The following is a 24,208-nucleotide window of genomic DNA, read 5'->3' as shown; positions in this document are numbered from 1 at the left end:
CAGGTTGATCGGGAATCGTCTCTCTCTTTAAATGTAGAGGAGAGATGTTGGGGGGTAAAATGAAAAGAAAACAGCGTTTATTCCATGGGCGAAACTGGTTATGGGCTTTACTGTTTGTGATTCTTTTACATATATTTCTCAGTGGCTGCCAACAGTCCCAGGAGGCGGCAATTTTCCTGACAGAGGAAGAACGACAATGGCTGGATGAACATGCCGGTCAAATTAAAATCGGGTACACAACAGACTATCCACCTGTGGAGTTTCTCATCAATGGAGAGTATGTGGGTATTTCTGCCGATTACTTTAAACTGCTGGAAGAAAAGCTGGAGTTCGCCTTTGAAATGGTGGAGTTCGACCAGTGGACTGATTTAATGGAAAAGGCCATGAATCGCGAGATTGCAGGGATTACGGCAGCAACGAAAACCCCCGCTCGTAGTGAATATTTTGAGTTTACAGTGCCTTATATCTTTAATCCCAATGTAATTGTGACGCGGGAAAACTACTCGGAAAAACTCAGTTTTGAAAAACTGGCCAACTCCAGCATGAGCGTGTTGGTGGTGGAGGGTTATTCCATCGTTGAATACCTCGACGATAATTACCCCAGACTTGAATATCAGACGGTTGGCACTGCCAGTGACGGTCTTCGAAAAGTGTCTTTCGGAGAAGCGGATGTCATGATTATTGAAGTGATGAGTGCAGCTGCCAGCATTGACCATGACAAAATCACCAATCTGGTGGTGAACACAGAGACTCCCTACGAGTCTCATTTATCCATTGCCACCCGAAACGACTGGCCAATGCTGAATGATATTCTCAATAAAGGACTGGCTCAAATCAGTGATGGTGAAAAACAGACGATTCGAATGAAGTGGGTTCCTTTTGATCGCACGAGTGTGCTTGAGAATCCCTATTTTTGGATGAGTGCTGTGGCGATACTGATTCTCTTAAGTGGTGCCATCATTTTAATCACCATTTGGAACCGTACTCTGACAAAGGTGGTGAAAGAAAAAACCCAGGCTCTGGAAGAATCCCGAGTCCAGCTCATGGTTCAAAACCAGCAGTTGGAGAAGACAGAGATCAGACTTCGTGAAGAAATTAAAATTCGCACACGTTCAGAGGAAGAAATTAAATTCAAATCTTATCATGATTCTCTGACAGGACTCTATAATCGTGCCTATTACAGCGAAGTGCTCGACGGTTTTGAACAGGAAGGAAAGTTGCCTTTCTCCATTTTGCTGGCCGATTTAAATGGACTTAAAATCACCAATGATACACTGGGGCATGAAGAAGGAGACCGCCTGCTGGTACGGGTGGCAGGTATTCTGAAAGCCAGTGTCCGCCCTGAAGATCTGGTGGCACGCATAGGGGGAGATGAATTTGTTGTTGTGATGCCAGATGCTACTGAAGAGACGGCTGAAAAAATAGGTGCAAACATCAAAACTGCTTGTCGCCAGGCAAAGGATGAGCCGATTAAGCCCTCTTTGGCTCTGGGGTTTGCCACGAAAAAAGTGGCGAGCCAAAGTGTTCAGTCGGTGTTTAAAAAAGCGGAAGACAACATGTATGAAAACAAAATGTATGAGAGTGAGAGTGCCAATGCCAGCATTTTAGGCTCTCTGAAGACCATGCTTCGGGAAACCACTTCTGAAACATCTGAGCATTGCCACCGTTTGGAAACAATGGCAGTAAACCTGGGGAAAGCGTTTGGTTTGGGAGAAAGAGACTTGAATGCTTTGGTCTCTTTGGCTGATTTACATGATTTGGGGAAGGTAGCTATACCAGAAGAAATTCTTCAAAAACCAGGTCCCTTAACAGAAGAAGAATGGGAACGGATTAAGCGACACCCGGATTTGGGGTTTCGAATTGCCAATACATCACCTAAGCTGGCACAGATCGCGGAAGGGATACTCTCTCATCATGAGCGGTGGGATGGTAAGGGATATCCGCATCAATTAAAAGGGGAAAAAATTCCTCTGTTAGCTCGTATTATTGCCATTGTTGATGCCTATGACGTGATGACCAACGAAAGACCCTACAAAAAAATCAAAACCAAAGAAGAAGCATTGGAAGAGTTGAAATTGTGCGCCGGCACCCAGTTCGATCCCAATCTTGTGGATCTTTTTATCCAGCAAATGAAACAGGAGCCATGAAGCTGAATGTGGAAGAAATAAAAACAGACGCTATGGCGGGCATTGCTTGCAGGCAGACTAAGTTTATGACAGATCAAATTTCGTGAAAGGGTGAGAAAAATGGAGTCATCAGTATTAAAAGGTGGCATTCAGGAAATTGCAGTCATTAAAGAAAACGTCGCTGAACTGGACAACTGTATCGAGCAGAATGCACTTCTGCGCGATAGAGAAATTCAGATGGAAAAAAGCATTTCCAAAAAAGAAAATGCCATAGAAGACGAAATCAAGAAAGTCACACGTCAACGCAAGACACAACTGGAAGCTGCTTTTGATGAGCAGATTGACACTGTCAGTGTGAAGCTGAAGAATGTGGAGTCAAATAAAGAAAAAGCAAAAAAGAAAGCGATCATGCAACGAATTGATATGGAAACGGCTGACTTTCGCAGCGAGGATGAAGAACTGCATCTGGCGGGCAAGTCGGTTTTTAAACAAGAAAAGATCCCATTCCTATATAACAATCGACTGTTTTTTGCCCTTTATTTTCCCAGTGGAATAGGCGACGCAGGCATCATTCTGCTTACCTTGGTAATAGCTTTTTTCGCCATCCCTTTCGGTCTCTATTATGCCTTTTTTGAAGGTATGGGGATGCTCTACCTGGCACTCAGTTATATGGGTGTGATTCTCGTTTTTGGTGGTATTTACCTGACGGTGGGCAAAACAAAGTATAAGCATTTAGAGGCGCTCCACAGAGTGCGGGCCATGCGCCGAAGCATTCAGGAAAGCAAGAAAAGACAGCGGAAAATAAAGCGCCAGATCATGAAGGATAAAGATGAGAGTCATTATGAATTAGGCGATTTTGATCAGGAAATAGAGAATTATAAACAGGCAGTCAATGAACTGATGGAGCAAAAGATTAAGGCATTGCGTGAGTTTGACAATGCGACAGCCGAAGAAATCAAGCAGCAGATTATCGCGACCAATGAAGAAACGCTACAGTCTCTCAAGACTGAATATCAGGAAGTGTATGATCAGGGCAAAGAAAACCTGGAGAAGCTCAACAGACTCTCTGTAAAAATTTCAACAGAATACGAAGGCGTCATTGGCAAAGAGTTTTTGACACTGCCCAAACTGGAACTTATGGAAGAGGCCATCAACGCTGGAAATGCCAGCAACATAGCAGAAGCCATGACTTATATCACGTCAACCAGTCAAACAGAGTGATCAATGGCTTGCATGGTGGAGGGAAACCATGATGGCGATGGATCAAAGCTTGCGACCTAAAGCTGAGTCAATCATAACATCATTGTACTGACCAGAGGCTCATATGACAATGGAGGGATCATGTATGTTTGTAAAAGCTTTTGGAGCAACTTTGTCAATCGCTGCTTTAATCACCAGCATTGCCATGATGACAATGGGTGCAAAATGGCAGAAGATCGAAAGAGCTGCTTACGCAGCTAAAAAAAGACCCTGGTGGTTTATGGTTATCTCCATTTTTTTGCTGGTTTTTTACGCCGTTGCATTGATGGAGTTTACTTCAAGTCAAAAAACGATAGCTGGATGGATAATGATGGTGGCCATTCCAGGCATATGGGCATTGAAAGCTGTTGTTGTTATTTTCAACCCAAAAGGGAGGGCGGTTGTATCCGAAATCTCTGGAGATCAAGCTTGGATTAAAATTGGATTAGCCAGACTACCCATTGCCTTACTGGTGGGTTTGCTGACATGGCTTGCATGAAAACAGTAAAAATGCCGTTAGCAACCGGGAGAACTTGGAAGCCTTCTTTAAGCGTAAATATGACTCCGACTTTGCCCGGGAAAGCAACCGTTCTGTGGAAGTCTACTGGCAGGCATACATACATAAAAAAAGCAAAAAGTTGTAGGTGCCAATGTGCCGGCAAGTTCCATGCATGATGCCGATGTTCATGATGCTGGTCTTAAGGAGGAGATGCATTGAGCTACATCACCATTGATCAAACCAATATTGACAGGGAACATATTTGCTGTGCCATTTCAGACAAGAAGTGTGCGAAGAGCTATGAATTAAAAAAGCAGTGGCTCAGGAATGAGTTTGAAAGAGACTTTGTCTTTCGAAGAATTAATGATCGCGCAAAGGTGTTTATTGAATATGGCCCGGCAGAGCTGTCATGGGTGCCTGTGACAGCTCCCAATCATCTCATGATCGGCTGTTTTTGGGTTTCTGGGAAGTACAAGGGCAAAGGTCATGGAAAAGCGTTGTTGCAAGAGGTCATCACCGCTGCCGAACAGCAGGGCAAAGAGGGGGTTGTCACCGTTGTGGGAACGAAAAAATATCACTTTATGAGTGATACCAAGTGGCTTTTGAAGCAGGGGTTTACACAATGCGACACCACGCCTGCCGGTTTTTCGCTATTGTTCCGAAGGCTCAGGGAGAACTCGCCGATGCCTTCTTTTAATCATGAGGCGAAAAAGGGTGAATGCCCGGAAAAAAATGGCTATGTGATTTACTTTTCCAACCGTTGTCCCTTTACCGAATATCATGTGAGGGAGTCGCTGGCGGTTACTGCTGAAAAAAGGCAGTTAAATGTAAAAGTCATTAAACTGGAAACAATGGAGCAAGCTCAATCGGCCCCGACACCTGCAACCATTTTTTCGCTATTTCATAATGGAGAATTCATCACATCTGATGTCAGTGTATGCATGGACAGCAGGTTTGATAAAATCGTTTCGAAATAATGTAGACTTATGGCACCAGTGATTCAACGACATTTCAATACCAACTCTGTGACATTTCAACATCTTGCCAGTCGTTTTTCAAGGAGAACAGAAAGCTTGGGAGAAGGTGGAAATGAGAGCCTTGACGAAGAAGTTGACATAAAAAATTGCCGAACAAATGTTTTCGCTTTTGTTTGGGTTTCGCTCATACGGGTATTAACATAATGTCTCCCGCAAACTGTTCAATAGTAAAAGGAGTTGACTTTATGTTAAGATATTCACTCATCTTTTTAATCGTTGCCATTGTTGCCGCAGTTTTTGGTTTTGGCGGCATTGCCGGGGCGGCAACCGGTATTGCCCGAGTTCTCTTTTTCGTCTTTTTGATTCTGTTAGTCATCTCTCTGATCACTGGAAGAAAATAGAGAGTTGCTTGGTCGATGAACCTCTAGCCGTTAATATCTCTGCAGTGATTCAGATAAACAGGAACAAAAATGAAAGATCCCAGGGAAGTGGGCGCCGGAAATGTGCCTGTGACGTGGGTTTTTTTTGTTTTCCAAATGCTGACGGCATTCAGATTCGCATTCAATCTTTTGTGGGACAGCGGCATCCAGTGTTACACTTTTGAAATTCAGGGTAGATAAATAAATCGAATAGAGGTGGATATTAGCAAATTTACGACGATGATTCTTGAAGAATGCCGAGAGACACCTCGGTGGAGACGCTCCTCTGCATACACTCTTGAATAAAGATGTCGGCAGAGGAGTTTTTTGCGAATCAACCGGGATGCAAAGATGAGGGCCATCATTTGACGGAGCTTTGTGCTAAAATGGAGTCAAGGCAGTTCCTGCCATACACCTGCTGGAACAGACTGGATGAAAAAGAAAAAAAGCGACTGGCTGGGCTATGGTCAAAAAATCAATCGAATTATCAGACTCAACAGGATCAGCGAAAAAAACATTCTCAGTGCAAGAATCATCATCAGGTCCTTGAGAGTTAATCCAATGTTGGTGCTCAGAATGCAGGGGATGGTGCCTGCCAGAAACAAAACCGACGAAATAGAGAACACACCCACGGTAAACCGTGCGGCCAAAGAGGCGTCCATACCAGCCATCATCAATGAAGGCATGGTGACGTCAACGCCTGCCGTCACCATGGCCTTCGTAACAGTGAGTGAATCTGGAATGCCCAGAAGACGAACAAGGGGATGAAACATAGTGGCGGCCCAATCGAAGAATGGCGTCATTCTGGCCATGTAGAACGCGATGGTACCAATGGATAAAATCAAAGGCAGGAACCGAAGACTCATCATAATGCCATCCTTAACATTTTTCAGCATGCATTTCAGCGCATGCTGATTATTTCCAGCTTCCAAAGTGGCCTGGTGTAAGGCACGTGAGAAAAGAGGGCCTTTCGTCACCTGTTCTTTTTTTTCGGGTGGTGCTTCTTCTCCAAAATGCTTGAGGGGAGGCAAATGGACGGTGATGGCAGTTACCAAACAGGTGACCACGATTGAAGCACTGAAAAAAATAGGCCATATGGACATCAGATCCAGGTTGCGGGCAACGATGACGAAAAATGCGGTTGAAACCGTTGAAAATCCGGTGATGACGATGGCAGCTTCCCGACGGGTGTACATCTGATCCCTGAAAAACTGATCTGCCATGAAAATGCCCACGGAAAAACTCCCCACAACAGAAGCAACCACATTCACTGCGGCACTTCCCGGAATCTTCCAAACAGGCCGCATCACTGGCTGCAGGATAACACCCAGAAAACCAATTAAGCCATAGTCGGTTAAAAAGGTTAAGAAAAAAGATCCCAGGGGGACTATCAGGGCAACTGAAGTGGCAATGGTATAGAACAAGAGGGGCAGCATGTCTGACGCCAGCAACCATTCAGGGCCCAGGTGAAAAAATGCCATTACCCCAAGAACTGCTCCCAGCAATTTCAGGCAGGTGATCATCACCGAGGGCACATCCCGCTTCCAGCTTTTTTCATAAAATGGCAGCAGACTTCCTGCAAGAATCATCCCCAGCGTCACCAAAGCACCAAAAGTCAGGGCATTACGTGTAATGGCGGTGACCAGGTGATCCAGCAAAATGGTTTTTCTGCCGGCAATGGTAAAGGGGATGAAATAGATACATATGCCGATGGTGCTGTTAATGGCAAACTTTGCGATGCCCAGCAGATCCAGCGGCGCTGAATGAGTAGCGACATTTGATTTTTTATCCATGAAGGGCTCCTTTATACGGGAAATGAACAACAAATCAATTATATCTGCCTGATAAATATCAGTCAATCATCAGACGAGTGTTTGCCTTCAAAGTGCTCACAAGGCTTCATATCCAACAAGAAAAGGTAGTGCGGCTTAACATGATAAAACATCATTTGGATAAAAAACAGAAGCCTGCGCTTGGCAGGCTTCTGTCAGACTGTAGACAAAATAAGATGAAGACAAGGGGTTTGGTAAAGGGCAGCCTTGGAAATCTTGTCAGTGTTTTTTCGAAAAGATGAGAAAACCGCCAGCGCCTGCTGTTTGAGCGCAGCGAGTTCAGGCGCTGTTTTCGAGACTTTCGACTAAAAACACACAAGATTGGAGTCAGCTGGCCGGGCCAAAGCCCTTTGTCTTCAACCTCACAGAAGCCTGCGCTTGGCAGTCTTCTGTCAATTTTGGTTAAGAGTTGCGATGAAAGCTGAATAATGAGGCGCTAACTTTTCTGCAAGAGACGCATCAAAGTGGGTGAGTCAACGACATCTCCCAGCACATAGTCAATGTTTCTGAGAAATGCATGATGCAACTCAACATCGGTACCAGCAACACAATCGCTTAAAACAATGGCATGATAGTCGCGTTGTTGAGCGTCCAGAGTGGTGGCATAAACGCACACATTGGTTGCTGCTCCCGTGATGATGAGCACCTTTTTGTCAAGGCCTTTCAGAAGAATCTCTAAATCGGTTAAGTAGAAACCACTATACCGCCGTTTTGGAATGACGAAATCTTGGGGATGTGGTGTCAAATCTTCGATGATCTCAACCCCTCTGGTGCCCTCAAGACAGTGTTCGGGTTCGCTTCGTTCCAGTTCCAAACCAAAATCAACTTTTTCTGGACGATGCATTTCCTGGGTGTAGATGACAGGTACATGATGGGTGCGACACCAGTCAAGGAAAGATTTAAGTTGCGGAACGATTTCCCTGCCTCCGGGGCATTCAATGGGGGCGCCGGGAGAAATGAAATCATGCTGCATATCAATGACAATGACGGCACATTGATCCTTCTTGACTTTATCCAGGTTACTGATGGACATGAATAACGCCTCCTGTTGGTATATGATAGATCATGTTGATGCCAGTGGCAGCGACTTAAAACGCTACCAGTAAAAAGCGAACGATTACGCCAGCCACCATGCCAATGAAAGGATCAGAAAAAGCGGTCACAACGGTGGTTACACCAGCTACAACTGGTTCGCCCTCAAGGGCGATGCCTGAATTAATGGGGAAAACCACGATAGCTCCGAGCACAAATAAAAATCCGGCAATGGACTGACTGGGTACATACCTGGCAATTTTTGGCAAAAGTTTAAGGAGAAGAATGATAGCCATGATGCCCATCATCAGCATGCCACTGAGCTGCGGGTTGGGGGCTGCTCCAGTTCCACTAATGATGGTCTCCACAGGTCCGCCTCCAAAAAGGGCGCTGACAGCAGAGGCGATACCGGAATAAACGGTTACCTGGTCCACGTTAATGGGAGAACCGGCAATACCGGCAGTGATACTGGCATAAGCAATATTTCCTCCCACTTGCAAAGTGGTGACTGCTAAAACGCTGCGTATGATGCGAGCGTTTACTCTAAAGGATATTTTTTCAAATTTTTCCATGCTCAGATCGATGGGATGATCTTCATCGGCAGTTTTTTTTCTGGAGAAGATGGCATAAGCAGAGCTGGCAAAGACACTGGCAACAATGGTATAGACAAGATCATTGGTGAGAAAATATACAAAAACAGCGACAAATCCTGATATGGCACCCACTGACTTATTTTGCTTGAACATATCGATACCAACCTTGGCCAGCATAATACCCACACCAGCCATCATTCCGTTAAGAATGGTGGGTCCTATAAAGCTGATGATGGGCTCCAATAAGCCAATGCCTCCAACGATGGCCATAATGATCCCTGTGTAGAAAACAATGTTCAGGCGTTCATTTCGATCATTGCCAAGAGTGCCTGCCAGAACGATGGTCTCTGCCTGGAATGAGATGGGTGCCACCTGACCGAAGAAAACCATCCCACCCACGCCAGCAATAAAGGCCAGTGCAGTGGGGAAAGCTGCAAATCCGTAAGACAGAGCAAGAAGTCCCTGGGGCAGTCCGTTAATCACAACTGCAATTGCTGCCAAAATGTCTTGAAAAGTCATTCAAATACCCCCTTTAAAAGATCGCTGTGCTGGGTTTCTTGAAAAAATGATTCAGATCTGACATCACTCCCATCCCCGCAGTTGAATCATTGAACCAATGAAGAAAACCATCAGAAGGCTCTGTGATCAAGCGGAAATATCTTTTTATTTTGAATCTTTTTGTTTGCGTTCAGTATAGCATCTTGTGATGATAGAGTATAATATATATAATATAATACAATTAATAGGTTTATCCTATAATAAATGAGGATGTAAGCTGGTAAAGTCAATGGCATTGACGGACAGAATGACATTCATGATAGTGATGATGTCACATATTAACCAATCATTTATGGGAGGGGCATCATGAATCACAATACCCTGCGCTACATCATTGCTGTGGCTGATGAAAGAAGCTTTACCAAAGCTGCCCAAAAGCTGTTCATTGCCCAACCTTCCTTGAGTCAAATCATCAAAAGTGAAGAAAAAAAGCTGGGAATAACGCTCTTTGACAGGAGCTGTAGCCCCATCATGCTGACAGATGCAGGCCAGGAATACGTGCTGTGGGCTCGCCAAGTGTTGTCAATACAGAAAAACATGGAACGGCGTTTGCAGGATTTTTCACAAAACGGTATTTCCATTATCAGAATGGGGATTCTCCCTGAATGTAGTGCTTTCATACTCCCGGAACCACTGAAAGCTTTTCGGGAGAAAAACCCCAACCGATGTGTTCAAATCAGGGAGTTAAGCAGCAGTGATCTAAAAAAAAGCCTGGAAAATGCCGAACTGGATTTTATCGTTGGGCTTACGCATCCTGATACATTTAAGTACTGTAATGAACCACTGTATGATGAGCAGATTGTATTGGCGACAACACATGATTTTCTGCCTGTGGATACTGACGTTGATGAGGTGGATCTGGCATCTTTTTCGGAGGCGCCGTTTGTGATGATGGAAGAAGGTCAATTTCTTTACCATGTTACCCATGACCTTTGTAAGCGGTGTGGGTTTGTTCCCAGAACAGTGGTGGAGTGCTATAATCTTGAAACAGCGCTGCACATGGTGAAGGCAGGTGTGGGAATCGCTGTGATTCCTGACTTAATGGCTCTGTTAGTGGAAGGACTGCATTATTATAAAATCAGTGGGCCAACCCCGGCCTCTCAAATATCAGTAGTATATCCACGGGACCGCTATTTGCCGCGAGAGGCAAGGGAACTGATTGATCTGATAAAATGGAATGCTGAATGAAGTGAAGTGGTGATGGAGAGATGGAGACAATGTGACTTAAAGTAAGGGATCAGAACGGTTCTGACTTTAAAGATGACAGAACAGGTGGCGAAAAACGTTGAAGAACAGCACGGAACAACTGATGATGGACGGCATCTCCATTCAGGTGGTGCGTAAAAATATTAAAAACATCAACCTGAGAGTGCAGGGGCCGGAAGGCCAGGTGAGCATGTCGGTGCCCCGGGGGGTGGACGATCAGTCCATCAAGGCTTTTGCCAGGGCCAAAATGCCCTGGATCAACAAGCACCGCAGCCGGCTCGCTGCTGTTAAACCACCGCCGGTCAGGCAATTTGTCACCGGGGAGGCCCATGCTTTCATGGGTCAAATGTATGAACTGAAGGTGGTGGAAATGAACCAGTCTTCGGCAAAGCAAGGGGTGCGGCAGCGGGAAAATTTCCTGGAATTGTACGTAAAGCCGGGGCACACCGGTGAAGACCGGGAAGCCCTTCTTTACCAATGGTACCGGGAACAGTTAAAGGCACTGATTCCACCCTGTATCCAGAAATGGGAACCAGTGATGGGTGTGAAGGTTCACCAATGGGGAGTGAAACGAATGAAGACTCGGTGGGGCACCTGCAATATTCAGGCAAAGCGCATCTGGATCAACCTGGAGCTGGCCAGAAAATCCCCTGAGTGCCTGGAATATATTGTGGTTCATGAGATGGTCCACCTGCTGGAACGCCACCATAATCAACGTTTTAAGGGTTTGATGGACCGATTTCTTCCCCTATGGCGGCACCTTCGCAGGGAGTTAGCTGGGTAATCAGTCGAAAAAAGCCGCAGTGTCTTTTCGTGTTCTGAAAAGTGCTGCGGCTTTTGGTGTTTCAATAGTCGTTTAAGGAAATCGGGTGGCTTCAGAGGTGAAGACAGCAGCGTTAAGCTTCCTTATGCTGGATGCCTGCAACGATCTCTTCGTAGCTTTTTATGGCATACGCCCGCCCCTGATCGGTGAGCTTCAGCACATCATTCTCAACCACTACATAATGATGTTGAATCAGTTGCCGCACCAGGCGGTCCAGAAAATCATGGGGCCAGTGGAGATGCTGATAGATGGTGTGTCTTCCGTTTTCCAGGGCTTCATCCGGGTCACCCTCATGGTTGTGCAAGTGGAACAGCAGTGATTTTTCGGCAAAGTCCACCTTTTGCCTGCGGCGTCTCATGAAAACCGACAGCATGCCTCTGCCGGGAGCGGTTAAAAAAACCAGGAAGAAGGTAATGCCTGTGACAGTGGCCATGGAACCAGCGATGGAAACATCCAGCCAGAGGGCTGCCCGAAACCCCACAAAAGCATTGAGGGCACCAATGGCAAAGCTGATGAGCATCATTTTTTTCAGGTCATCTGTCAACAGGTAGGCTGTGACCGGCGGTCCCACCATGAAGGCGACCACCAGAATGGACCCCACTGTTTCAAAGGCAGCCACAGCAGTAATGGAAACGGCAGCCATTAAGCCGTAATGAATCAATGTGGGGGCTAACCCCAATACAGCTGCCAGTGCCGGATCGAAGGTGGCGATTTTAAGCTCTTTAAAGAACAGGATCACCAGCAGCAGGTTCATCACCAGAACAGTTCCCATCACATAAATGGCTTTGGCTCCCAGGTCTTTTCCCATAAGCACGAAGCGGCTAAAAGGGGCAAAAGCCAATTCTCCCAACAGCACAGAGTCTGTGTCCAGATGGACTGAACCGGCATAGCGGGTGATGAGTATAATGGCAATGCTGAATAAAAATGGAAAAACAATGCCAATGGCTGAATCCTCTGCCATCAATTGGGTTTTGGTGATGGATTCCACCATCAACACCGTCAGCAAGCCCATGAGTGCCGCCCCCAGAATCAGGAGGGGAGAAGTGAGGCTGTGGACGATGAAGAAGGCAATGACAATTCCAAGAAGAATGGTGTGGGTAATGGCATCAGACATCATGGCCATGGAACGCAGCACCAAAAACATGCCGGGAATGGTGCAGGCGGTGGAGACAATCATGGCGATCAGCAGAATTTCGTTTTGTGCACTCATTGTTCTCCTCCTTCCATAAGATGCACCTTGACGTGCTGGATCCCCTGGGGGGTAATGGCCACTTGGTTGTCGGCATCCCGACGCACCAGCCCCTGATGCTCCAGACTTTCAACAGCTCGGTGAAGGGCAGGAGACGGCTTGCCTGAGATGTTTTTCGAAGGTTTAATCATGGCCATGTCATGGCTGTGATGGTGGTTGTCGTGGTTCATAGCCAACAGATAGATGGCTTTCAGTGTTTTCTCGGCGGAGATCAACTGCTGGCTTTTCCGCTGGCGCAGGTGTTTCCATAACAGGCCCCGGTTTGGGGCAGCTACCAGACTGGTGAGGGTAAAGAGACTTAAGACAATCACAATGGTAGGGCCGGTGGGCATTTTAGTCAGCGAAGAGCTGATGAGTGTACCGATGAGACCTGAAACAGCCCCGAAAAAGCCGGCCAGCATGGCCACCACCCACAGCCGATCTGACCACTGTCTGGCAGCTGCTCCAGGCGCCACAATCAGGGCACTCATTAAAATAACACCAACAGTCTGCAGACCAATCATGATGGCTGCCACAAGCATTCCGGAAAGAAGGGCATTGATACGGCGTGTGGAAAAGCCGGCCACCTCTGCGAATCCAGGGTCAAAGGAGAACATTTTCAGCTCTTTCCAGAACAGGATGGTCAGGCCAAGCATCACCAGGGTGACCCAGATCATCAGTCGTACATCCCGCATCAGCATGGTGGAAGCCTGGCCGAAGATAAACTTGTCAAGTCCGGCCTGATTGGCAGTGGGTATTTTTTGAATAAAGGTGATGAGCACCAGCCCAAAACCAAAGAACACTGAAAGAACCAGGGCCAGGGCACTGTCGTACTTGATGCGGGAAAATCGGTCAATGGCGATAATGGCACTGGTGGCAAGAACACCGGTGAGGGTGGCACCCAGCAAAAGCAGCTCTGTCTGACGGGTCTGGGTCATCAGGAACATCAGGGCAATGCCGGGGAGTGCCGCATGAGCCACGGCATCTCCCAACAGAGATTGTTTCCGCAGTACTGCGAAAACACCCAAGACACCGCTGACAAGTCCCAGAAGACCTGATCCTGCAGAAACAACCAACAAGGTATAATCAAGGCCAAATGTTGTCAGCATCCCATCACTCCTCGCCCTTCAGCACCTTGCCAGTGCTTCGGTAGGTTTTTTTTAGGTTTTCTTCGGTGAATACTTCTGCCACAGGGCCGCTGGCAATCAATTGGGTGTTGAGCAAGGTTACCCAGTCAAAATAATCGGCAACGGTTTGAAGGTCATGATGCACCACCACAACGGTTTTGCCGGAAGCCCGCAGCTCTTTCAGCAAGACAATGATGGCCTGTTCTGTTTTGGCATCTACCCCTTGAAAAGGTTCATCCATGAAGTAGATGGCCGCATCCTGAACCAGGGCCCGGGCGAGAAACACCCGCTGTTGCTGTCCGCCTGATAGCTGGCTGATCTGACGTTGGGCAAAGGCTTCCATGCCTACTTTTTCAAGGGCCTCCATGGCCAGCTGACGGTCTTGATGGGTGGGGCGTTTGATCCAGCCCAGAAAGCCGTAACGCCCCATCAGCACCACATCCAGCACGCTGGTGGGAAAATCCCAGTCCACACTGCCCCGCTGAGGCACGTAAGCGATTTTTTTTCGCTGAGTTTCGTAGGAGCTGCCATGGATGGTCACGGTGCCTGAAATGGGTTTGATCAATTGCAAAACTGCCTTGATAAGTGTTGATTTTCCTGCACCGTTGGGACCCACGATGGCCATGAGAACGCCTGGGGGTACCTTCACATCAATATCCCAAAGAACGGGTGTTGTCTGATACGCAACGGTCATGTCCTCAATGATCAATGCATGTTCCTGGTTCATGGCTGTACCTCCTATTTCAATGCATCTACAATGGTGTCAATATTAGCCCTTACTGTGCCAATGTAAGTGGCTGCATCGGTTCCCGCTGAACCCAGGGAGTCTGAATACAGCTCGCCTCCAATGGCGGTTTCAAAGCCTCGGGAGCGAACAGCCTCCTGAACGGCTTCAATGCTGCGGGTGGGAACAGATGATTCGATGAAAATGGCCTTAATTTGGTTTTCATAAATAAAGTCGGCCAGTTCTCGAATATCGGCAGTGCCCGCCTCGCTGACAGTTGAAATGCCCTGCAGTCCCAGCACTTCAAATCCGTAGGCTTCACCAAAATAAGCAAAGGCATCGTGGGCGGTGATGAGTACGCGAGAGGCTGCGGGAAGCTCTTCTGCTCTTGCCAACACGTAAGCATGCAGCTCATCCAGCTCAACGGCATAGGCTTCATAATTTTCCCGGTAGGCATCTGCATTGGCTTCGTCCAGATCTATCAGGGCGTCTCGCACAGCTTCGGCAGCCAGTTTCCACAGCTGTACATCAAACCAGATATGGGGGTCGTAGATTTCGTCTTCCTCCTCTGATTCCAGGAAGAGTGATTCTGGCATTGCTTCCGCAACAGCCACCACTTTCCTGTTCTGACTTCTCATCTGACTGAACACTTCACCCAACTTTGCCTCCAGCTGCAAACCGTTGTAAAGAATCAGATCAGCCGAACTGATGGTTTCCACATCGCCGGCGCTGGCACTGTAAAGGTGGGGGTCAATGCCCGGTCCCATGAGACCGGTGACAGTGACATGGTCGCCGCCGATGACCCGGGCCAGGTCTGCCAGCATGGTGGTAGTAGCCACCACTTGATACTGGCCATTTTCTTCTGATACGGGGGCCGATGTGCAGCCAACGGATGCCAGGGCCACCAGGGTGACAAGGATGATAAGACGTTGCCATTTTTTCATGTGAGATCCTCCATTCTTGGTGTTTATTCATCAGGGTGTGTTGATTGTACTTTATTCGGAATAGGTTCGACGTAGAGCAACTGGGCCACCTTAAAACCAATGGCGATGTGCTCATGCCTTAATTTCAGGGTGATAATATCACTAACGGTGTCTTGACGAACCACTTGCATGCTGTTTCCCAATGCTAGTCCGATGTTCAGCAAATAAGTCAGTACCTGCTGTTCATCTGGTACCCGCACCAGCCTGTAACTGTTTCCTGGTTCAGCTTCCATCAATGAGATGAGAGGCAGCTGGGGCATGAGGCCTTCTAAGGTGGGAATGGGGTTGCCGTGGGGACAGTAGGAAGGTCTGCCTAAAAAATCAAATAGAGCTTCTTCCAGCCTTGTTGACGTGACGTGTTCCAGCAGCTCAGCTTCTTCATGAATTTCTTCCCAGGAATAATGGAGTTTTTCATGGAGAAAGTATTCCCATAGCCGGTGCTTTCGCAGCAGCGAAACGGCTGCGGTGGTTCCGCTTTGGGTCAACCGGGTACCCAGGTAGGGGGTGTATACCACGAAGTTTTTTGCTGCCAGTTTTTTGATCATTTCGTTCACAGACTGGACAGAATGATCCAGGGTGAGTGCCAGTGTTGCATTGCTCACAGGTTTTCCATCGGCTGTCTGAAGCTCATAAAGCACCTTCAGGTAATCTTCTTCCCCCCGGTTCATTAGAAAACACCCTCTCTAAAAACAAGGATAGCCAGCAATAAATGTTAAGGCTTACCTGATAATTACCCTGCTATAGTTGATCTAAACACTTTTCATATCAAATGAATGGGAATCTATCTGGATGCAGCAAAAAACCGGTACCACAGCACTAAAAAATCAAGGACTATATTATTTAGTGATAGTATGGTATGCTTTTCCCACATGAAACATTCATATGATGAGAAAAGCAAATCCACCGAAAGATGGAGACGCAAAGCCAGGGGCCTAAAACAGTAATGTCATGGCAGCCGGTTACCGCACACGATAGGGTAGGGTAATGAACCGTTTACGGATGATCATTGAGGATTGGCTTGTTCTCAGATTGAGAACAGGCTTTTTTGTGCGCGCCGGGCGGGTTTGGCGAGTGTGATTATTTCACAAAAAACGGGCATCGGTGAAGGAAAAAGCGCATAATACTGGAAAAGGAAGTGATGGCATGGTGTATTGTGGTCATTGTGGCAAGGAGATTGAAACGGACAGTCGGTTCTGTCCATTTTGTGGTGCGGCAGCAAACCCCACTGAGAAGGAATCGACAGTGAAAGCACATGGCAAAAAAAGAGCTGCAGCAGTGGTGCTTATCATCGTACTTTTAGTGGCGGCGGTTGCCGGTACCTATTACCTGTTTTTTTCAGACCGATCAACATCTGATCAGGTAGCCACGGGGGCTGATCATGAGCTTGCGGAAACAAAGACACCTGTAGATAAGCCTGCAGCAGCGAATAGCCTTGTCATGGAAAAAATCGGGAAAGTGAGAGAGCTTCAACAGGAAAGCCAGTATGAAGAAGCCAATGAGCTGTTGTATCAACTGGTGATGACAGACCTGGAAACATTCAGTGAAGTGATTGAGTTTGAGGCTTTGACTGCCTTGCTCATGGAAAATCACCAATCTCAGCAAGCTGTGACAGTTGCCAGGGATGCCATTAACCGGGGGATGTCGTCGCCCCACCTGGAAGGATTTGCATATGCTTTTGAAAACAAGGTGTTAGTTGATATGAAAACGGCAGATGTCACAGGTGATGGCAGTGTGGAAAATTTGATGATTTTCGCCGACAGTAACGAAGGCAGCGTGACAGAAGGATTTGTGATGGTGATTCGCCAACCGGAAAGTGGCGAGGTGCTGGACATTGAAGAGATTGACTACATGGGATTTTTCATGGAGCTAATCGCAGCTGATCTCACCGGCGACGGTGTTTCAGATTACATGTTCAGCATTCACAGCGGCGGCACTGCCGGATTCATGGATCACTATGCCTATTCACTGAAAAATGGGGTCAAAGTGGATCTTCTGGAAGAGCTCCAGATTTCAGTCAACTTTCAGTTCAAGGATCACTACATTGTCAGCATCACCTGCAGAGAATCAGGGAAAGGCATTGACATTCGTTTAGGTGATGAACATCAAGAGGCCTATGAAGCAGCAGGCTATTACAGAAACGGTCAATTTGTTGAAGATGGTGGCTATTTCAGAGGCATGTACCTGAGTACTTTTCCATTGGATCATTCAGATCAGTCAGGCCTCAGGTATGCAACAGGTGCTGTGGGGGGATTATTCAACAGTGATTTTGTGGCAAACATCGAGGTGGATTATATTTGGGAAGACGGCGGGTTTGTTGCCACAGAGCTGTTGGTGGATCCTCTGGAAGGTGAAATCGTCAGCCGGTATGCAGTGGAAAAGTTTGATGAGCGGCGCATCGCACAGGTAAATCGCCCTTATTTTAAGTATTTTGGTCTTCATGAAAGCACCATTCTTTATGAAATGGGAACTCCCATGGACACAGGCTATTACAATGGCGGAACATATTTCAAGTATGATGAGATCGTTCTGGTGGTGGATCATAACCAGGAGGTGTCGGCCGTGTTGTTCAGTGATCTTCCTGATGCACCAGTAGGGACATCTTTCAAAAAAATCAAAGAGATTTACGGTGAACCTGATGCAGAAGGGATTTCAGAAATGGATAACACCTGGTTTCTAATGTACACCATTGATGAGACCTATGTGGTGGATATCAGCGGTTTCAATGGACCCAGCAGCGACTGGGTTGAAATACGCTGGTATAAAAACTAACCGGGAGAAAGTTGCAAAAGTGGGATTGAACCAAAAACCAAAGGAGGAATCATTATGGCGGATTTTCTTGAAAAGCTGAAAAAAGGGGTGAATGATGGGGCAGCCATTGCCAGCATCAAATCAAAAAACCTGATTGAAATCACCAAGCTAAAAAATCAGATCAGCACCCTGGAAGGAAAAAAGAAAGACCAGATCGAAGAGCTGGGGGCGCATTATTACCGGGGCTACCGCAGTGAAAGCCTTGAGACAGAAGAAGTACAACTGACCATCAAAACTGTTTGTGAAGCCATTGCATCCATTGATGCAAATGTGCGGGAAAAAGAAGAAGCCATTAAAACCATTCAGCAGGAAGAAGAAGCAATGGTGAACAGCATGAAAACCATTACTTGCCAATGCGGCGAAATCATTAAGCCGGGTACTTTGTTCTGCAAACGCTGTGGCACAAAAGTCGAATCAATGGCCACCCCTCAGACTGAAAGTCAAGCCGCTGTTATCTCAGCCGAAATGCGCTGTGACTGTGGAAAACCGATCAAAGAAAACATGCGGTTTTGTGGTGGATGCGGAAAAAACCTGGCGGATCAAATAACGGCAGCATCACCGAAGGAGGACACTACCCATGCAACAGAATAAGAAGTTTGCACCTGCCATTTTCCTGGTGATTCTCATTTGCTTTCTTATGCCCTTCATATCCATATCCTGCGACAATGAAACCATTGCCAGCTTATCGGGTCTGGATTTAATCACAGGCACTGATATCAGCGGCGGATTTTCCACCGAGGAAGTGGAATCAAACCCCTATATTCTCGTAGCGGCGCTGGCGACAGTTGCAGGCCTGGTGCTGGGATTCATGGGTAAATATCTGTATGCAGCCTTCGTGGCCATAGCCGGCACATTGTCGCTGATAGGGTTTCGAACAGAAATGAGCAGAAGTGCTGCCGAGGTGTACCCGGTGATGATTAAGATGGAAAGCGGGTTTTGGATCACGCTGCTCCTCACAGTGGGTGCGGCGGCACTGATGGGCTACTACCATTTCAGCCAGGAAAAGCAGCCGCAGACAGTGGGTTCGCCTTCAACAAACACACCGATGGGTCATCGCCCGGTGGAACAGATGGAAACCAGGGTGAATCATCATCGGTTCTGCACGCAATGTGGCGAGCGGAATGAATATGAGAACCGATTTTGTACAGGTTGCGGAAGCGAAATGGATTGATTGCCGAAACGAAAGAAAAACGACCAATGGCTTTGAAATGGCCATGGACACCACATAAACAGAAGCTGCAGGAAAAAGCCTTCATTCGTGAAAACAGCAGAATAACAGCGGATACAGGCAGATGATCCACCATCGAAGGGTTAATACACTTACAGGATAGCTTAACCATATTGAATCAGTGACAGACAGGCTGCCTGACATTTCTCGGGTTGCAGACGGGAAGCCACCATGATAGCCTTGACTTCGTAAGCAACACACAATCATAAAGGTGGTTTTATGTATGTCTGCAATTGCAGGACAATTGAAAGAAAATCAACAGGAGAAGACCGAACTGCCCAATTTGTTGGGACTCATGGAGCACCGGGGAAGTCATCACCAACATTACTTTTATGATGGCGTAGCCGCAATGGGGCTGGGAACCAATGCATCGGGTAATGAGAAGCAGCCTGAAGAAGCATATGTCAGCCATGACGGAAAAACCACACTCATCTGGGACGGAGAACTGGAACGGACTGTGGCAAGTGATATGGAAAAACTGGTGGAACGATTTCGGGAAAAGGGCATTGCCTTTGTTGCTGAGCTCAAGGGCGCTTTTGCCTTGATGATGATTGATAATCGCGGGAAAGCCCCTGTTCTCTATGCTGCCCGGGACACCTTGGGCGCGAAGCCTCTCTATTATGCCGGTGAAAAAGGCGCACTTGTGTTTTCTTCCGAGATTAAATCGTTGTCAAGTCAGGCCGAAACAGCCAAGCCTTTTCCCCCGGGCCATTACTATACATCTGACGAAGGGTTTATCCAATATAACGAAGTGGTTGTGTCAGATGACAAAATACTACCCGACAAAAGAAACCAGACCAACGTGATTCGCGAAGTACGCCGCCTGACGAGACGTGCGGTTGACCGTGCCCTTGACGGTGATAAAAACCTGGGCTTGATGATCAGTGGAGGGTTGGATAGCAGCCTGCTGGCAGCCATTGCCAAAGAAACTGGTCGAATGCCGGCAAAATCATTTTGCGTGGGATCATCGGATTCCTCTGATATCCCTGCTGCCCGAAAAGTGGCTGAAGCTTTGGGAACCGATCACTATGAGTACGAGTACAGCCTTAAAGAAATGGTGGAAGCATTGCCAAAGGTTATTTACTACCTGGAATCATTTGAACCTTCCTTGGTAAGAAGTGCAGTGCCCAATTATTTTGCTTTTAAAATGGCAGCAGAGCATGTTGAGGTGGTGTTGAGTGGCGAGGGAGCAGATGAACTCTTTAGCGGATACACCTACCTGAAAGACATAAAGGATCCAAAGGCGCTGGATAGAGAACTTATTCGTGTCATCAACGGGCTGCATTCAATTGGCCTGCAGCGGGGTGACAGAATGAGTGCGGCCAATGGTCTTGAAGTAAGAACCCCTTTCCTGGACAAAGAGCTGATGGCGTATGCGTTGAGAGTTCCCGTTCAATGGAAACTGCTGACACAGGGAAATCAAGTCATAGAAAAGTGGATTTTGAGAAAAGCGTTTGACGGGGAAACAGATCTGCCTTCGGCCATTCTCTGGCGAGACAAGGAAGAGTTCTCTGAAGGCAGCGGTGCCAAAGACTGCATCGAAGCCTATATGGAAGAGAGCATCACAACAGACAAATATCACCAGGCAGTGGCAGATATTATGAAACGAGATGGCATGAGAATACGTTCAAAGGAAGAACTATATTACTACAGGATCTTCAGGGAGCATTACCCTCATGTTGCCATGGCCCGTCAGGTAGGCCGATGGGCAGACTGTTAAAAAGTTGACAGCAATGAACAGATCCCACAGCTTTCCTTAGAGACAAGTATCCTGCAAAGGTAAGTATCTTTTGCAGTCAAAGCGATTCAACACCAGTAACGGCAAGACCCATGACGTCAGTTTGAAGGCGGCTTGGGTCTTTTTTAGTGTTGACAAAAAAAGCGCATGTTTATATACTGAGTTACAACACTAACTTAGTAAGTTGCATTGAAGGGGGGCAGTGAGTGGTGAAGCAGCTGGAGGGCACAGAACCCATCTATCTACAAATAGCAGACTGGTTGGAGAATGAAATTCTCTCAGGGCACGTCAGGCCTGAAGAAAAAATATACTCCCAATACAAGCTATCTGAGATCTTCGGAATTAACCCGGCAACGGCTCTCAAGGGGTTGAATCTTCTGGTGGAGAAGGGCATTGTCTATAAAAAGAGAGGACTGGGAATGTTTGTTGCTGCTGATGCACTGAAAATCGTAAAAGATGAGCGGCGGGGGCAGCTGATGAAAGAGCAGATCAGAACCCTGGTGGAAGAAGCCAAACGACTTGAAATCTCACGGGAAGAACTGATAAGGGCCATCGAAAATGAAATGAGAAAAGGTGGGAAGATACAATGATTCGATGCGAAGAACTGACAAAAGATTTTGGCGGCACAAGAGCGCTGAATGGGTGCAGCTTTCAGATTGAAGGGCCCTCGCTAACCGGTGTCATCGGTGTGAACGGAGCAGGGAAAACCACCTTGTTTAAAACCCTTGCAGGATTTCTCAGGCCCAGTAGTGGCGGAGCCTTTGTCTTGGGCGAGCCAGCCTTTCAAAATATCAATGTGGCTCAGAATGTGGTATTGAACGAAGGAAGAATGACCTTCTATGCCAATGCCACGCTGCAGGAGTTAATGCATTCTTACAGCCGCTTCTACCTGAATTTCGACGAAAAACTGGCAAAGGGATTGCTGGATTATTTTCAGTTGGATGAAAAGCGGCAGTATTCTCATCTGTCAAAGGGGATGGCCAGTACTTTTCGGCTCATCATCACCCTGGCTGCACGGGCCCCCATCACGCTTCTGGATGAACCTGCCACCGGGATGGACCCCACTGTGAGGAAAGATCTTTATGAAGTGATCTTAAAGGACTACATCAAGGTACCCAGAATCATACTCATTGCCAGCCATTATCTGGGGGAAATGGAACAGATACTGGAAAATATGCTGCTGATCCATGGGGGAAAAGTCATGCTTCACAGCGCTTTGGAAGATTTTCAAACGTTTCTGGTGGCTTTGCAGGGTTCGCCTCAGGCGATCAGACCCATTGAAGAAAAACTGCAGGTGTATGAAGGAAAAGACTTTGGTCCGGGAATCCGGCAGATAGTCGTTAAAAGAGAAGCGTTTCAACAGCTACAGCTGCAAGGTGAAGATGTTGAGGTGCTAAAAATCGCAGGCATCAGCCTGGAAGACAGCTTTATCTATCTGACACAACGAAAGGGAGGCGGCATCGATGAACTCTATCATTCATAAAGAGACCCAGATGACCATCGCCCTCCGGCAAACCAGAGACAAGCTCTATCATAATGCCAATGCGTTTATTTATCTCATCATTCTTCAGCTGCTGGGATATTTCCTTGCCAATAATGTGGGTATGAGCGGGTCTGGAACAGAATATTTTAGGTATACGGTACGCATCGCCAGCAGCGTCCCCCTGATTTTTTTCACCATCATTTGGATGCTCCTGCAGGGGCTGCATCTGGCCGGAGAAAAAAGCAGGGAGTACTACCTTGTCTCCAATAACTTTACCGCCTACTTTTCTGATATTGCCGTCCTGGAGATCTTTGCAGTGACGGGAGGCGTCACTCTGTTGCTGGCGGAGTCTTTTCTTCAGGTGATGGTCGCTGTCTTGTATGAAAATGTCACTTTGCAGACATCTTTTTCAGAGGTGGGCTTCATCAATTATGTGATTCTTTTTGTCACTGCCACGCTGTACTTGCTGATGTTCGGGGCAGCCGCCTATACGGTGGGCATTCTCAGAGCTCGATTTAAAGGCCGCTTCTTTCTGGGGTTCTTTCTTTTGATTGCCCTGCTTATCATCGGAAGTGTACTGGCAGCCCGCCTGTTGGGCCCTTCATTTGGAGCCACTCTCGAATCAGCAGTCAACTTCTATCTTCGCGAAACACGGGGCGGGATCTGGTTTCTGAAAATGGCCGTCACCATTGGAGCGCTTTATGGGATCAGTTATCTGGGAATTCGTAATCTGGAGGTGAATGCGTGATGTCAATGGCGGGGTTTTGGGTCATACTGAATCTTCTCTTTCTGGTTCTTTTAGTTCTGGGAATCAGTAAAATACTAAAAAGTCGCATTTCTAAAAAGATTTCGATCTGGGTAATGGCAATGTACTTCATTGTGCTGGTTTTTTCACCTCTCATGGCAGCCATGATGCGGGGTGAAGACAAAATAAATGAGCCGGTCAGAGTGCCCGATGCTTACTTTATGAGTGTGGTGGAGAATGCTGAAACCATGACACTGGAAGATCTGGTCAGGGATGAACATTTCGTGTTGCTTAATGTGCAAGAGATTCCCGTGTTCCTCAACGATTTTTCAAAGGACAGCCCTTTGGAAATTGCCTCGCGGCATCGGGATCATGACCAGTTCGACCACAGGTATCGATACCAGCTGATGGTGGAAGTGACAGATGAAGTTGAAAACGTGGAAATATCACAATTTGTACAGCGAACCTATACTGACCAGGTGGAGATCAGCCTGGAGCTGGCTCCCTGGTCATGGACCATGACAGAAGGCCGCTTGAAACCGGAGATTCATCAAACGGAGATTGTTCAGCACAGGCTGACACCAAATCCTTTATTCTTTCATTTTAAGGAGAAGCACAGTGCCATAAAGAATGGCAGTCATTCACAAGAGATGGATTTTCATTTTATGCTTCCGGAATTTCGTGTTATTCAGTGGATTCGTGTGCCTGAAGGGCTTCATTTTCAATTTCAGTGAAACCACTACTGGCGAAAAGCGCTGAAAGGCACCATAAATGACAATTGTCATGTCATGACTGGTAAATGCTCACTGGCAGTGGATTTTTAAATCACTATACTGGAGA

At 47.0% G+C, this 24,208-nt stretch carries 24 protein-coding genes and 1 riboswitch; of the genes, 16 read left to right on the top strand and 8 right to left on the bottom strand.

Features of this window, described 5'->3' with window-relative positions; all coding sequences use genetic code 11:
• The first annotated feature begins 59 nt into the window (after positions 1 to 59).
• The 6 genes from AAIG11_RS07665 (at position 60) to AAIG11_RS07640 (ending at position 5,242) form a co-directional block, all read left to right on the top strand.
• Positions 60 to 2,147 (top strand): HD domain-containing phosphohydrolase, encoded by a 2,088-nt coding sequence (locus tag AAIG11_RS07665; RefSeq protein ID WP_343185654.1) that lies wholly within the window; start codon positions 60 to 62, stop codon positions 2,145 to 2,147.
• A gap of 99 nt (positions 2,148 to 2,246) precedes the next feature.
• Positions 2,247 to 3,347: an AAA family ATPase gene (locus tag AAIG11_RS07660; RefSeq protein ID WP_343185653.1), complete on the top strand. Its 1,101-nt coding sequence runs from the start codon at positions 2,247 to 2,249 to the stop codon at positions 3,345 to 3,347.
• Between the two features lie 124 nt (positions 3,348 to 3,471).
• Complete coding sequence (locus AAIG11_RS07655; RefSeq protein WP_343185652.1) at positions 3,472 to 3,864, top strand: hypothetical protein; 393 nt, start codon at positions 3,472 to 3,474, stop codon at positions 3,862 to 3,864.
• On the top strand, positions 3,857 to 4,009 hold the full coding sequence (locus AAIG11_RS07650) for a hypothetical protein (protein WP_343185651.1): 153 nt from the start codon (positions 3,857 to 3,859) through the stop codon (positions 4,007 to 4,009). Before AAIG11_RS07655 ends, AAIG11_RS07650 begins: the two co-directional genes overlap by 8 nt.
• Positions 4,010 to 4,079: 70 nt before the next feature.
• Positions 4,080 to 4,841 carry a GNAT family N-acetyltransferase gene (locus AAIG11_RS07645; RefSeq protein ID WP_343185650.1) on the top strand — a complete coding sequence of 254 codons (762 nt, stop codon included), beginning with the start codon at positions 4,080 to 4,082 and terminating at the stop codon, positions 4,839 to 4,841.
• Positions 4,842 to 5,086: 245 nt separating this feature from the next.
• The gene (locus AAIG11_RS07640; protein ID WP_343185649.1) at positions 5,087 to 5,242 is read left to right on the top strand and encodes a DUF1328 domain-containing protein; all 156 of its coding nucleotides are present in this window, start codon (positions 5,087 to 5,089) and stop codon (positions 5,240 to 5,242) included.
• 485 nt (positions 5,243 to 5,727) lie between these two features.
• Here the strand turns inward: AAIG11_RS07640 and AAIG11_RS07635 are convergent, their stop codons facing one another.
• The 3 genes from AAIG11_RS07635 to AAIG11_RS07625 form a co-directional block, all read right to left on the bottom strand.
• Positions 5,728 to 7,053, bottom strand: a complete 1,326-nt coding sequence (locus tag AAIG11_RS07635; RefSeq protein WP_343185648.1) for a YjiH family protein — start codon at positions 7,051 to 7,053, stop codon at positions 5,728 to 5,730.
• 475 nt (positions 7,054 to 7,528) lie between these two features.
• On the bottom strand, positions 7,529 to 8,125 hold the full coding sequence (locus AAIG11_RS07630; RefSeq protein ID WP_343185647.1) for a cysteine hydrolase family protein: 597 nt from the start codon (positions 8,123 to 8,125) through the stop codon (positions 7,529 to 7,531).
• A 55-nt stretch (positions 8,126 to 8,180) separates the two neighbouring features.
• Positions 8,181 to 9,236, bottom strand: a complete 1,056-nt coding sequence (locus AAIG11_RS07625; protein ID WP_343185646.1) for an NCS2 family permease — start codon at positions 9,234 to 9,236, stop codon at positions 8,181 to 8,183.
• A 345-nt stretch (positions 9,237 to 9,581) separates the two neighbouring features.
• On the opposite strand from AAIG11_RS07625, the gene AAIG11_RS07620 reads away from it, so the two are divergent.
• Together AAIG11_RS07620 and AAIG11_RS07615 are read left to right on the top strand one after the other, a co-directional pair.
• Positions 9,582 to 10,463, top strand: a complete 882-nt coding sequence (locus tag AAIG11_RS07620; protein ID WP_343185645.1) for a LysR family transcriptional regulator — start codon at positions 9,582 to 9,584, stop codon at positions 10,461 to 10,463.
• A 97-nt stretch (positions 10,464 to 10,560) separates the two neighbouring features.
• Positions 10,561 to 11,265 carry a M48 family metallopeptidase gene (locus tag AAIG11_RS07615; protein ID WP_343185644.1) on the top strand — a complete coding sequence of 235 codons (705 nt, stop codon included), beginning with the start codon at positions 10,561 to 10,563 and terminating at the stop codon, positions 11,263 to 11,265.
• Positions 11,266 to 11,377: 112 nt separating this feature from the next.
• On the opposite strand, the gene AAIG11_RS07610 is transcribed toward AAIG11_RS07615, so the two are convergent.
• Genes AAIG11_RS07610 through AAIG11_RS07590 form a run of 5 tightly spaced genes read right to left on the bottom strand, consistent with a single transcriptional unit; the run spans position 11,378 to position 16,034 of the window.
• Positions 11,378 to 12,514 carry a metal ABC transporter permease gene (locus tag AAIG11_RS07610; RefSeq protein ID WP_343185643.1) on the bottom strand — a complete coding sequence of 379 codons (1,137 nt, stop codon included), beginning with the start codon at positions 12,512 to 12,514 and terminating at the stop codon, positions 11,378 to 11,380.
• Entirely contained in the window at positions 12,511 to 13,641 is a 1,131-nt protein-coding gene (locus tag AAIG11_RS07605; protein ID WP_343185642.1) for a metal ABC transporter permease, read from the bottom strand. Before AAIG11_RS07605 ends, AAIG11_RS07610 begins: the two co-directional genes overlap by 4 nt.
• Positions 13,642 to 13,645: 4 nt before the next feature.
• On the bottom strand, positions 13,646 to 14,386 hold the full coding sequence (locus AAIG11_RS07600) for a metal ABC transporter ATP-binding protein (protein WP_343185641.1): 741 nt from the start codon (positions 14,384 to 14,386) through the stop codon (positions 13,646 to 13,648).
• A gap of 11 nt (positions 14,387 to 14,397) precedes the next feature.
• Entirely contained in the window at positions 14,398 to 15,327 is a 930-nt protein-coding gene (locus tag AAIG11_RS07595; RefSeq protein WP_343185640.1) for a metal ABC transporter solute-binding protein, Zn/Mn family, read from the bottom strand.
• A 23-nt stretch (positions 15,328 to 15,350) separates the two neighbouring features.
• On the bottom strand, positions 15,351 to 16,034 hold the full coding sequence (locus AAIG11_RS07590) for a metal-dependent transcriptional regulator (RefSeq protein WP_343185639.1): 684 nt from the start codon (positions 16,032 to 16,034) through the stop codon (positions 15,351 to 15,353).
• Positions 16,035 to 16,249: 215 nt separating this feature from the next.
• A riboswitch (cyclic di-GMP riboswitch) is annotated at positions 16,250 to 16,333 on the top strand.
• A gap of 134 nt (positions 16,334 to 16,467) precedes the next feature.
• Between AAIG11_RS07590 and AAIG11_RS07585 the strand changes: the two genes are divergently transcribed.
• The 8 genes from AAIG11_RS07585 to AAIG11_RS07550 all read left to right on the top strand — a co-directional run bounded on the left by AAIG11_RS07585 (position 16,468) and on the right by AAIG11_RS07550 (position 24,102).
• Positions 16,468 to 18,135 (top strand): zinc-ribbon domain-containing protein, encoded by a 1,668-nt coding sequence (locus tag AAIG11_RS07585; protein ID WP_343185638.1) that lies wholly within the window; start codon positions 16,468 to 16,470, stop codon positions 18,133 to 18,135.
• Between the two features lie 54 nt (positions 18,136 to 18,189).
• On the top strand, positions 18,190 to 18,765 hold the full coding sequence (locus AAIG11_RS07580) for a zinc ribbon domain-containing protein (protein WP_343185637.1): 576 nt from the start codon (positions 18,190 to 18,192) through the stop codon (positions 18,763 to 18,765).
• Positions 18,752 to 19,345, top strand: coding sequence for a hypothetical protein (locus AAIG11_RS07575; RefSeq protein WP_343185636.1), 594 nt, complete (start codon positions 18,752 to 18,754; stop codon positions 19,343 to 19,345). Before AAIG11_RS07580 ends, AAIG11_RS07575 begins: the two co-directional genes overlap by 14 nt.
• Positions 19,346 to 19,625: 280 nt before the next feature.
• Positions 19,626 to 21,122, top strand: a complete 1,497-nt coding sequence (locus tag AAIG11_RS07570) for an asparagine synthase-related protein (RefSeq protein ID WP_343185635.1) — start codon at positions 19,626 to 19,628, stop codon at positions 21,120 to 21,122.
• Between the two features lie 227 nt (positions 21,123 to 21,349).
• Entirely contained in the window at positions 21,350 to 21,730 is a 381-nt protein-coding gene (locus tag AAIG11_RS07565) for a GntR family transcriptional regulator (protein ID WP_343185634.1), read from the top strand.
• Positions 21,727 to 22,623 carry an ATP-binding cassette domain-containing protein gene (locus tag AAIG11_RS07560; protein ID WP_343185633.1) on the top strand — a complete coding sequence of 299 codons (897 nt, stop codon included), beginning with the start codon at positions 21,727 to 21,729 and terminating at the stop codon, positions 22,621 to 22,623. The genes AAIG11_RS07565 and AAIG11_RS07560 overlap by 4 nt, the downstream gene beginning before the upstream one ends.
• Positions 22,604 to 23,371 carry a hypothetical protein gene (locus AAIG11_RS07555; RefSeq protein ID WP_343185632.1) on the top strand — a complete coding sequence of 256 codons (768 nt, stop codon included), beginning with the start codon at positions 22,604 to 22,606 and terminating at the stop codon, positions 23,369 to 23,371. Before AAIG11_RS07560 ends, AAIG11_RS07555 begins: the two co-directional genes overlap by 20 nt.
• The gene (locus tag AAIG11_RS07550; protein WP_343185631.1) at positions 23,368 to 24,102 is read left to right on the top strand and encodes a hypothetical protein; all 735 of its coding nucleotides are present in this window, start codon (positions 23,368 to 23,370) and stop codon (positions 24,100 to 24,102) included. Before AAIG11_RS07555 ends, AAIG11_RS07550 begins: the two co-directional genes overlap by 4 nt.
• The last annotated feature ends 106 nt before the right edge of the window (positions 24,103 to 24,208 follow it).

This window comes from Anoxynatronum sibiricum (assembly GCF_039414295.1).
Taxonomy (GTDB): Bacteria; Bacillota; Clostridia; order Peptostreptococcales; family Tindalliaceae; genus Anoxynatronum; species Anoxynatronum sibiricum.
Note: the sequence above shows the minus strand (reverse complement) of the source record. Positions and strands in the feature narration are given on the sequence as shown.

Excerpts from the sequence above, each read along its gene's own strand:
- AAIG11_RS07665 (WP_343185654.1), top strand. The coding sequence starts at position 60 with ATGAAAAGAAAACAGCGTTTATTCCATGGGCGAAACTGGTTATGGGCT.
- AAIG11_RS07660 (WP_343185653.1), top strand. The coding sequence starts at position 2,247 with ATGGAGTCATCAGTATTAAAAGGTGGCATTCAGGAAATTGCAGTCATT.
- AAIG11_RS07655 (WP_343185652.1), top strand. The coding sequence starts at position 3,472 with ATGTTTGTAAAAGCTTTTGGAGCAACTTTGTCAATCGCTGCTTTAATC.
- AAIG11_RS07640 (WP_343185649.1), top strand. The coding sequence starts at position 5,087 with ATGTTAAGATATTCACTCATCTTTTTAATCGTTGCCATTGTTGCCGCA.
- AAIG11_RS07635 (WP_343185648.1), bottom strand. The coding sequence starts at position 7,053 with ATGGATAAAAAATCAAATGTCGCTACTCATTCAGCGCCGCTGGATCTG.
- AAIG11_RS07630 (WP_343185647.1), bottom strand. The coding sequence starts at position 8,125 with ATGTCCATCAGTAACCTGGATAAAGTCAAGAAGGATCAATGTGCCGTC.
- AAIG11_RS07625 (WP_343185646.1), bottom strand. The coding sequence starts at position 9,236 with ATGACTTTTCAAGACATTTTGGCAGCAATTGCAGTTGTGATTAACGGA.
- AAIG11_RS07620 (WP_343185645.1), top strand. The coding sequence starts at position 9,582 with ATGAATCACAATACCCTGCGCTACATCATTGCTGTGGCTGATGAAAGA.
- AAIG11_RS07610 (WP_343185643.1), bottom strand. The coding sequence starts at position 12,514 with ATGAGTGCACAAAACGAAATTCTGCTGATCGCCATGATTGTCTCCACC.
- AAIG11_RS07605 (WP_343185642.1), bottom strand. The coding sequence starts at position 13,641 with ATGCTGACAACATTTGGCCTTGATTATACCTTGTTGGTTGTTTCTGCA.
- AAIG11_RS07600 (WP_343185641.1), bottom strand. The coding sequence starts at position 14,386 with ATGAACCAGGAACATGCATTGATCATTGAGGACATGACCGTTGCGTAT.
- AAIG11_RS07595 (WP_343185640.1), bottom strand. The coding sequence starts at position 15,327 with ATGAAAAAATGGCAACGTCTTATCATCCTTGTCACCCTGGTGGCCCTG.
- AAIG11_RS07590 (WP_343185639.1), bottom strand. The coding sequence starts at position 16,034 with ATGAACCGGGGGGAAGAAGATTACCTGAAGGTGCTTTATGAGCTTCAG.
- AAIG11_RS07580 (WP_343185637.1), top strand. The coding sequence starts at position 18,190 with ATGGCGGATTTTCTTGAAAAGCTGAAAAAAGGGGTGAATGATGGGGCA.
- AAIG11_RS07575 (WP_343185636.1), top strand. The coding sequence starts at position 18,752 with ATGCAACAGAATAAGAAGTTTGCACCTGCCATTTTCCTGGTGATTCTC.
- AAIG11_RS07570 (WP_343185635.1), top strand. The coding sequence starts at position 19,626 with ATGTCTGCAATTGCAGGACAATTGAAAGAAAATCAACAGGAGAAGACC.
- AAIG11_RS07560 (WP_343185633.1), top strand. The coding sequence starts at position 21,727 with ATGATTCGATGCGAAGAACTGACAAAAGATTTTGGCGGCACAAGAGCG.
- AAIG11_RS07555 (WP_343185632.1), top strand. The coding sequence starts at position 22,604 with ATGAACTCTATCATTCATAAAGAGACCCAGATGACCATCGCCCTCCGG.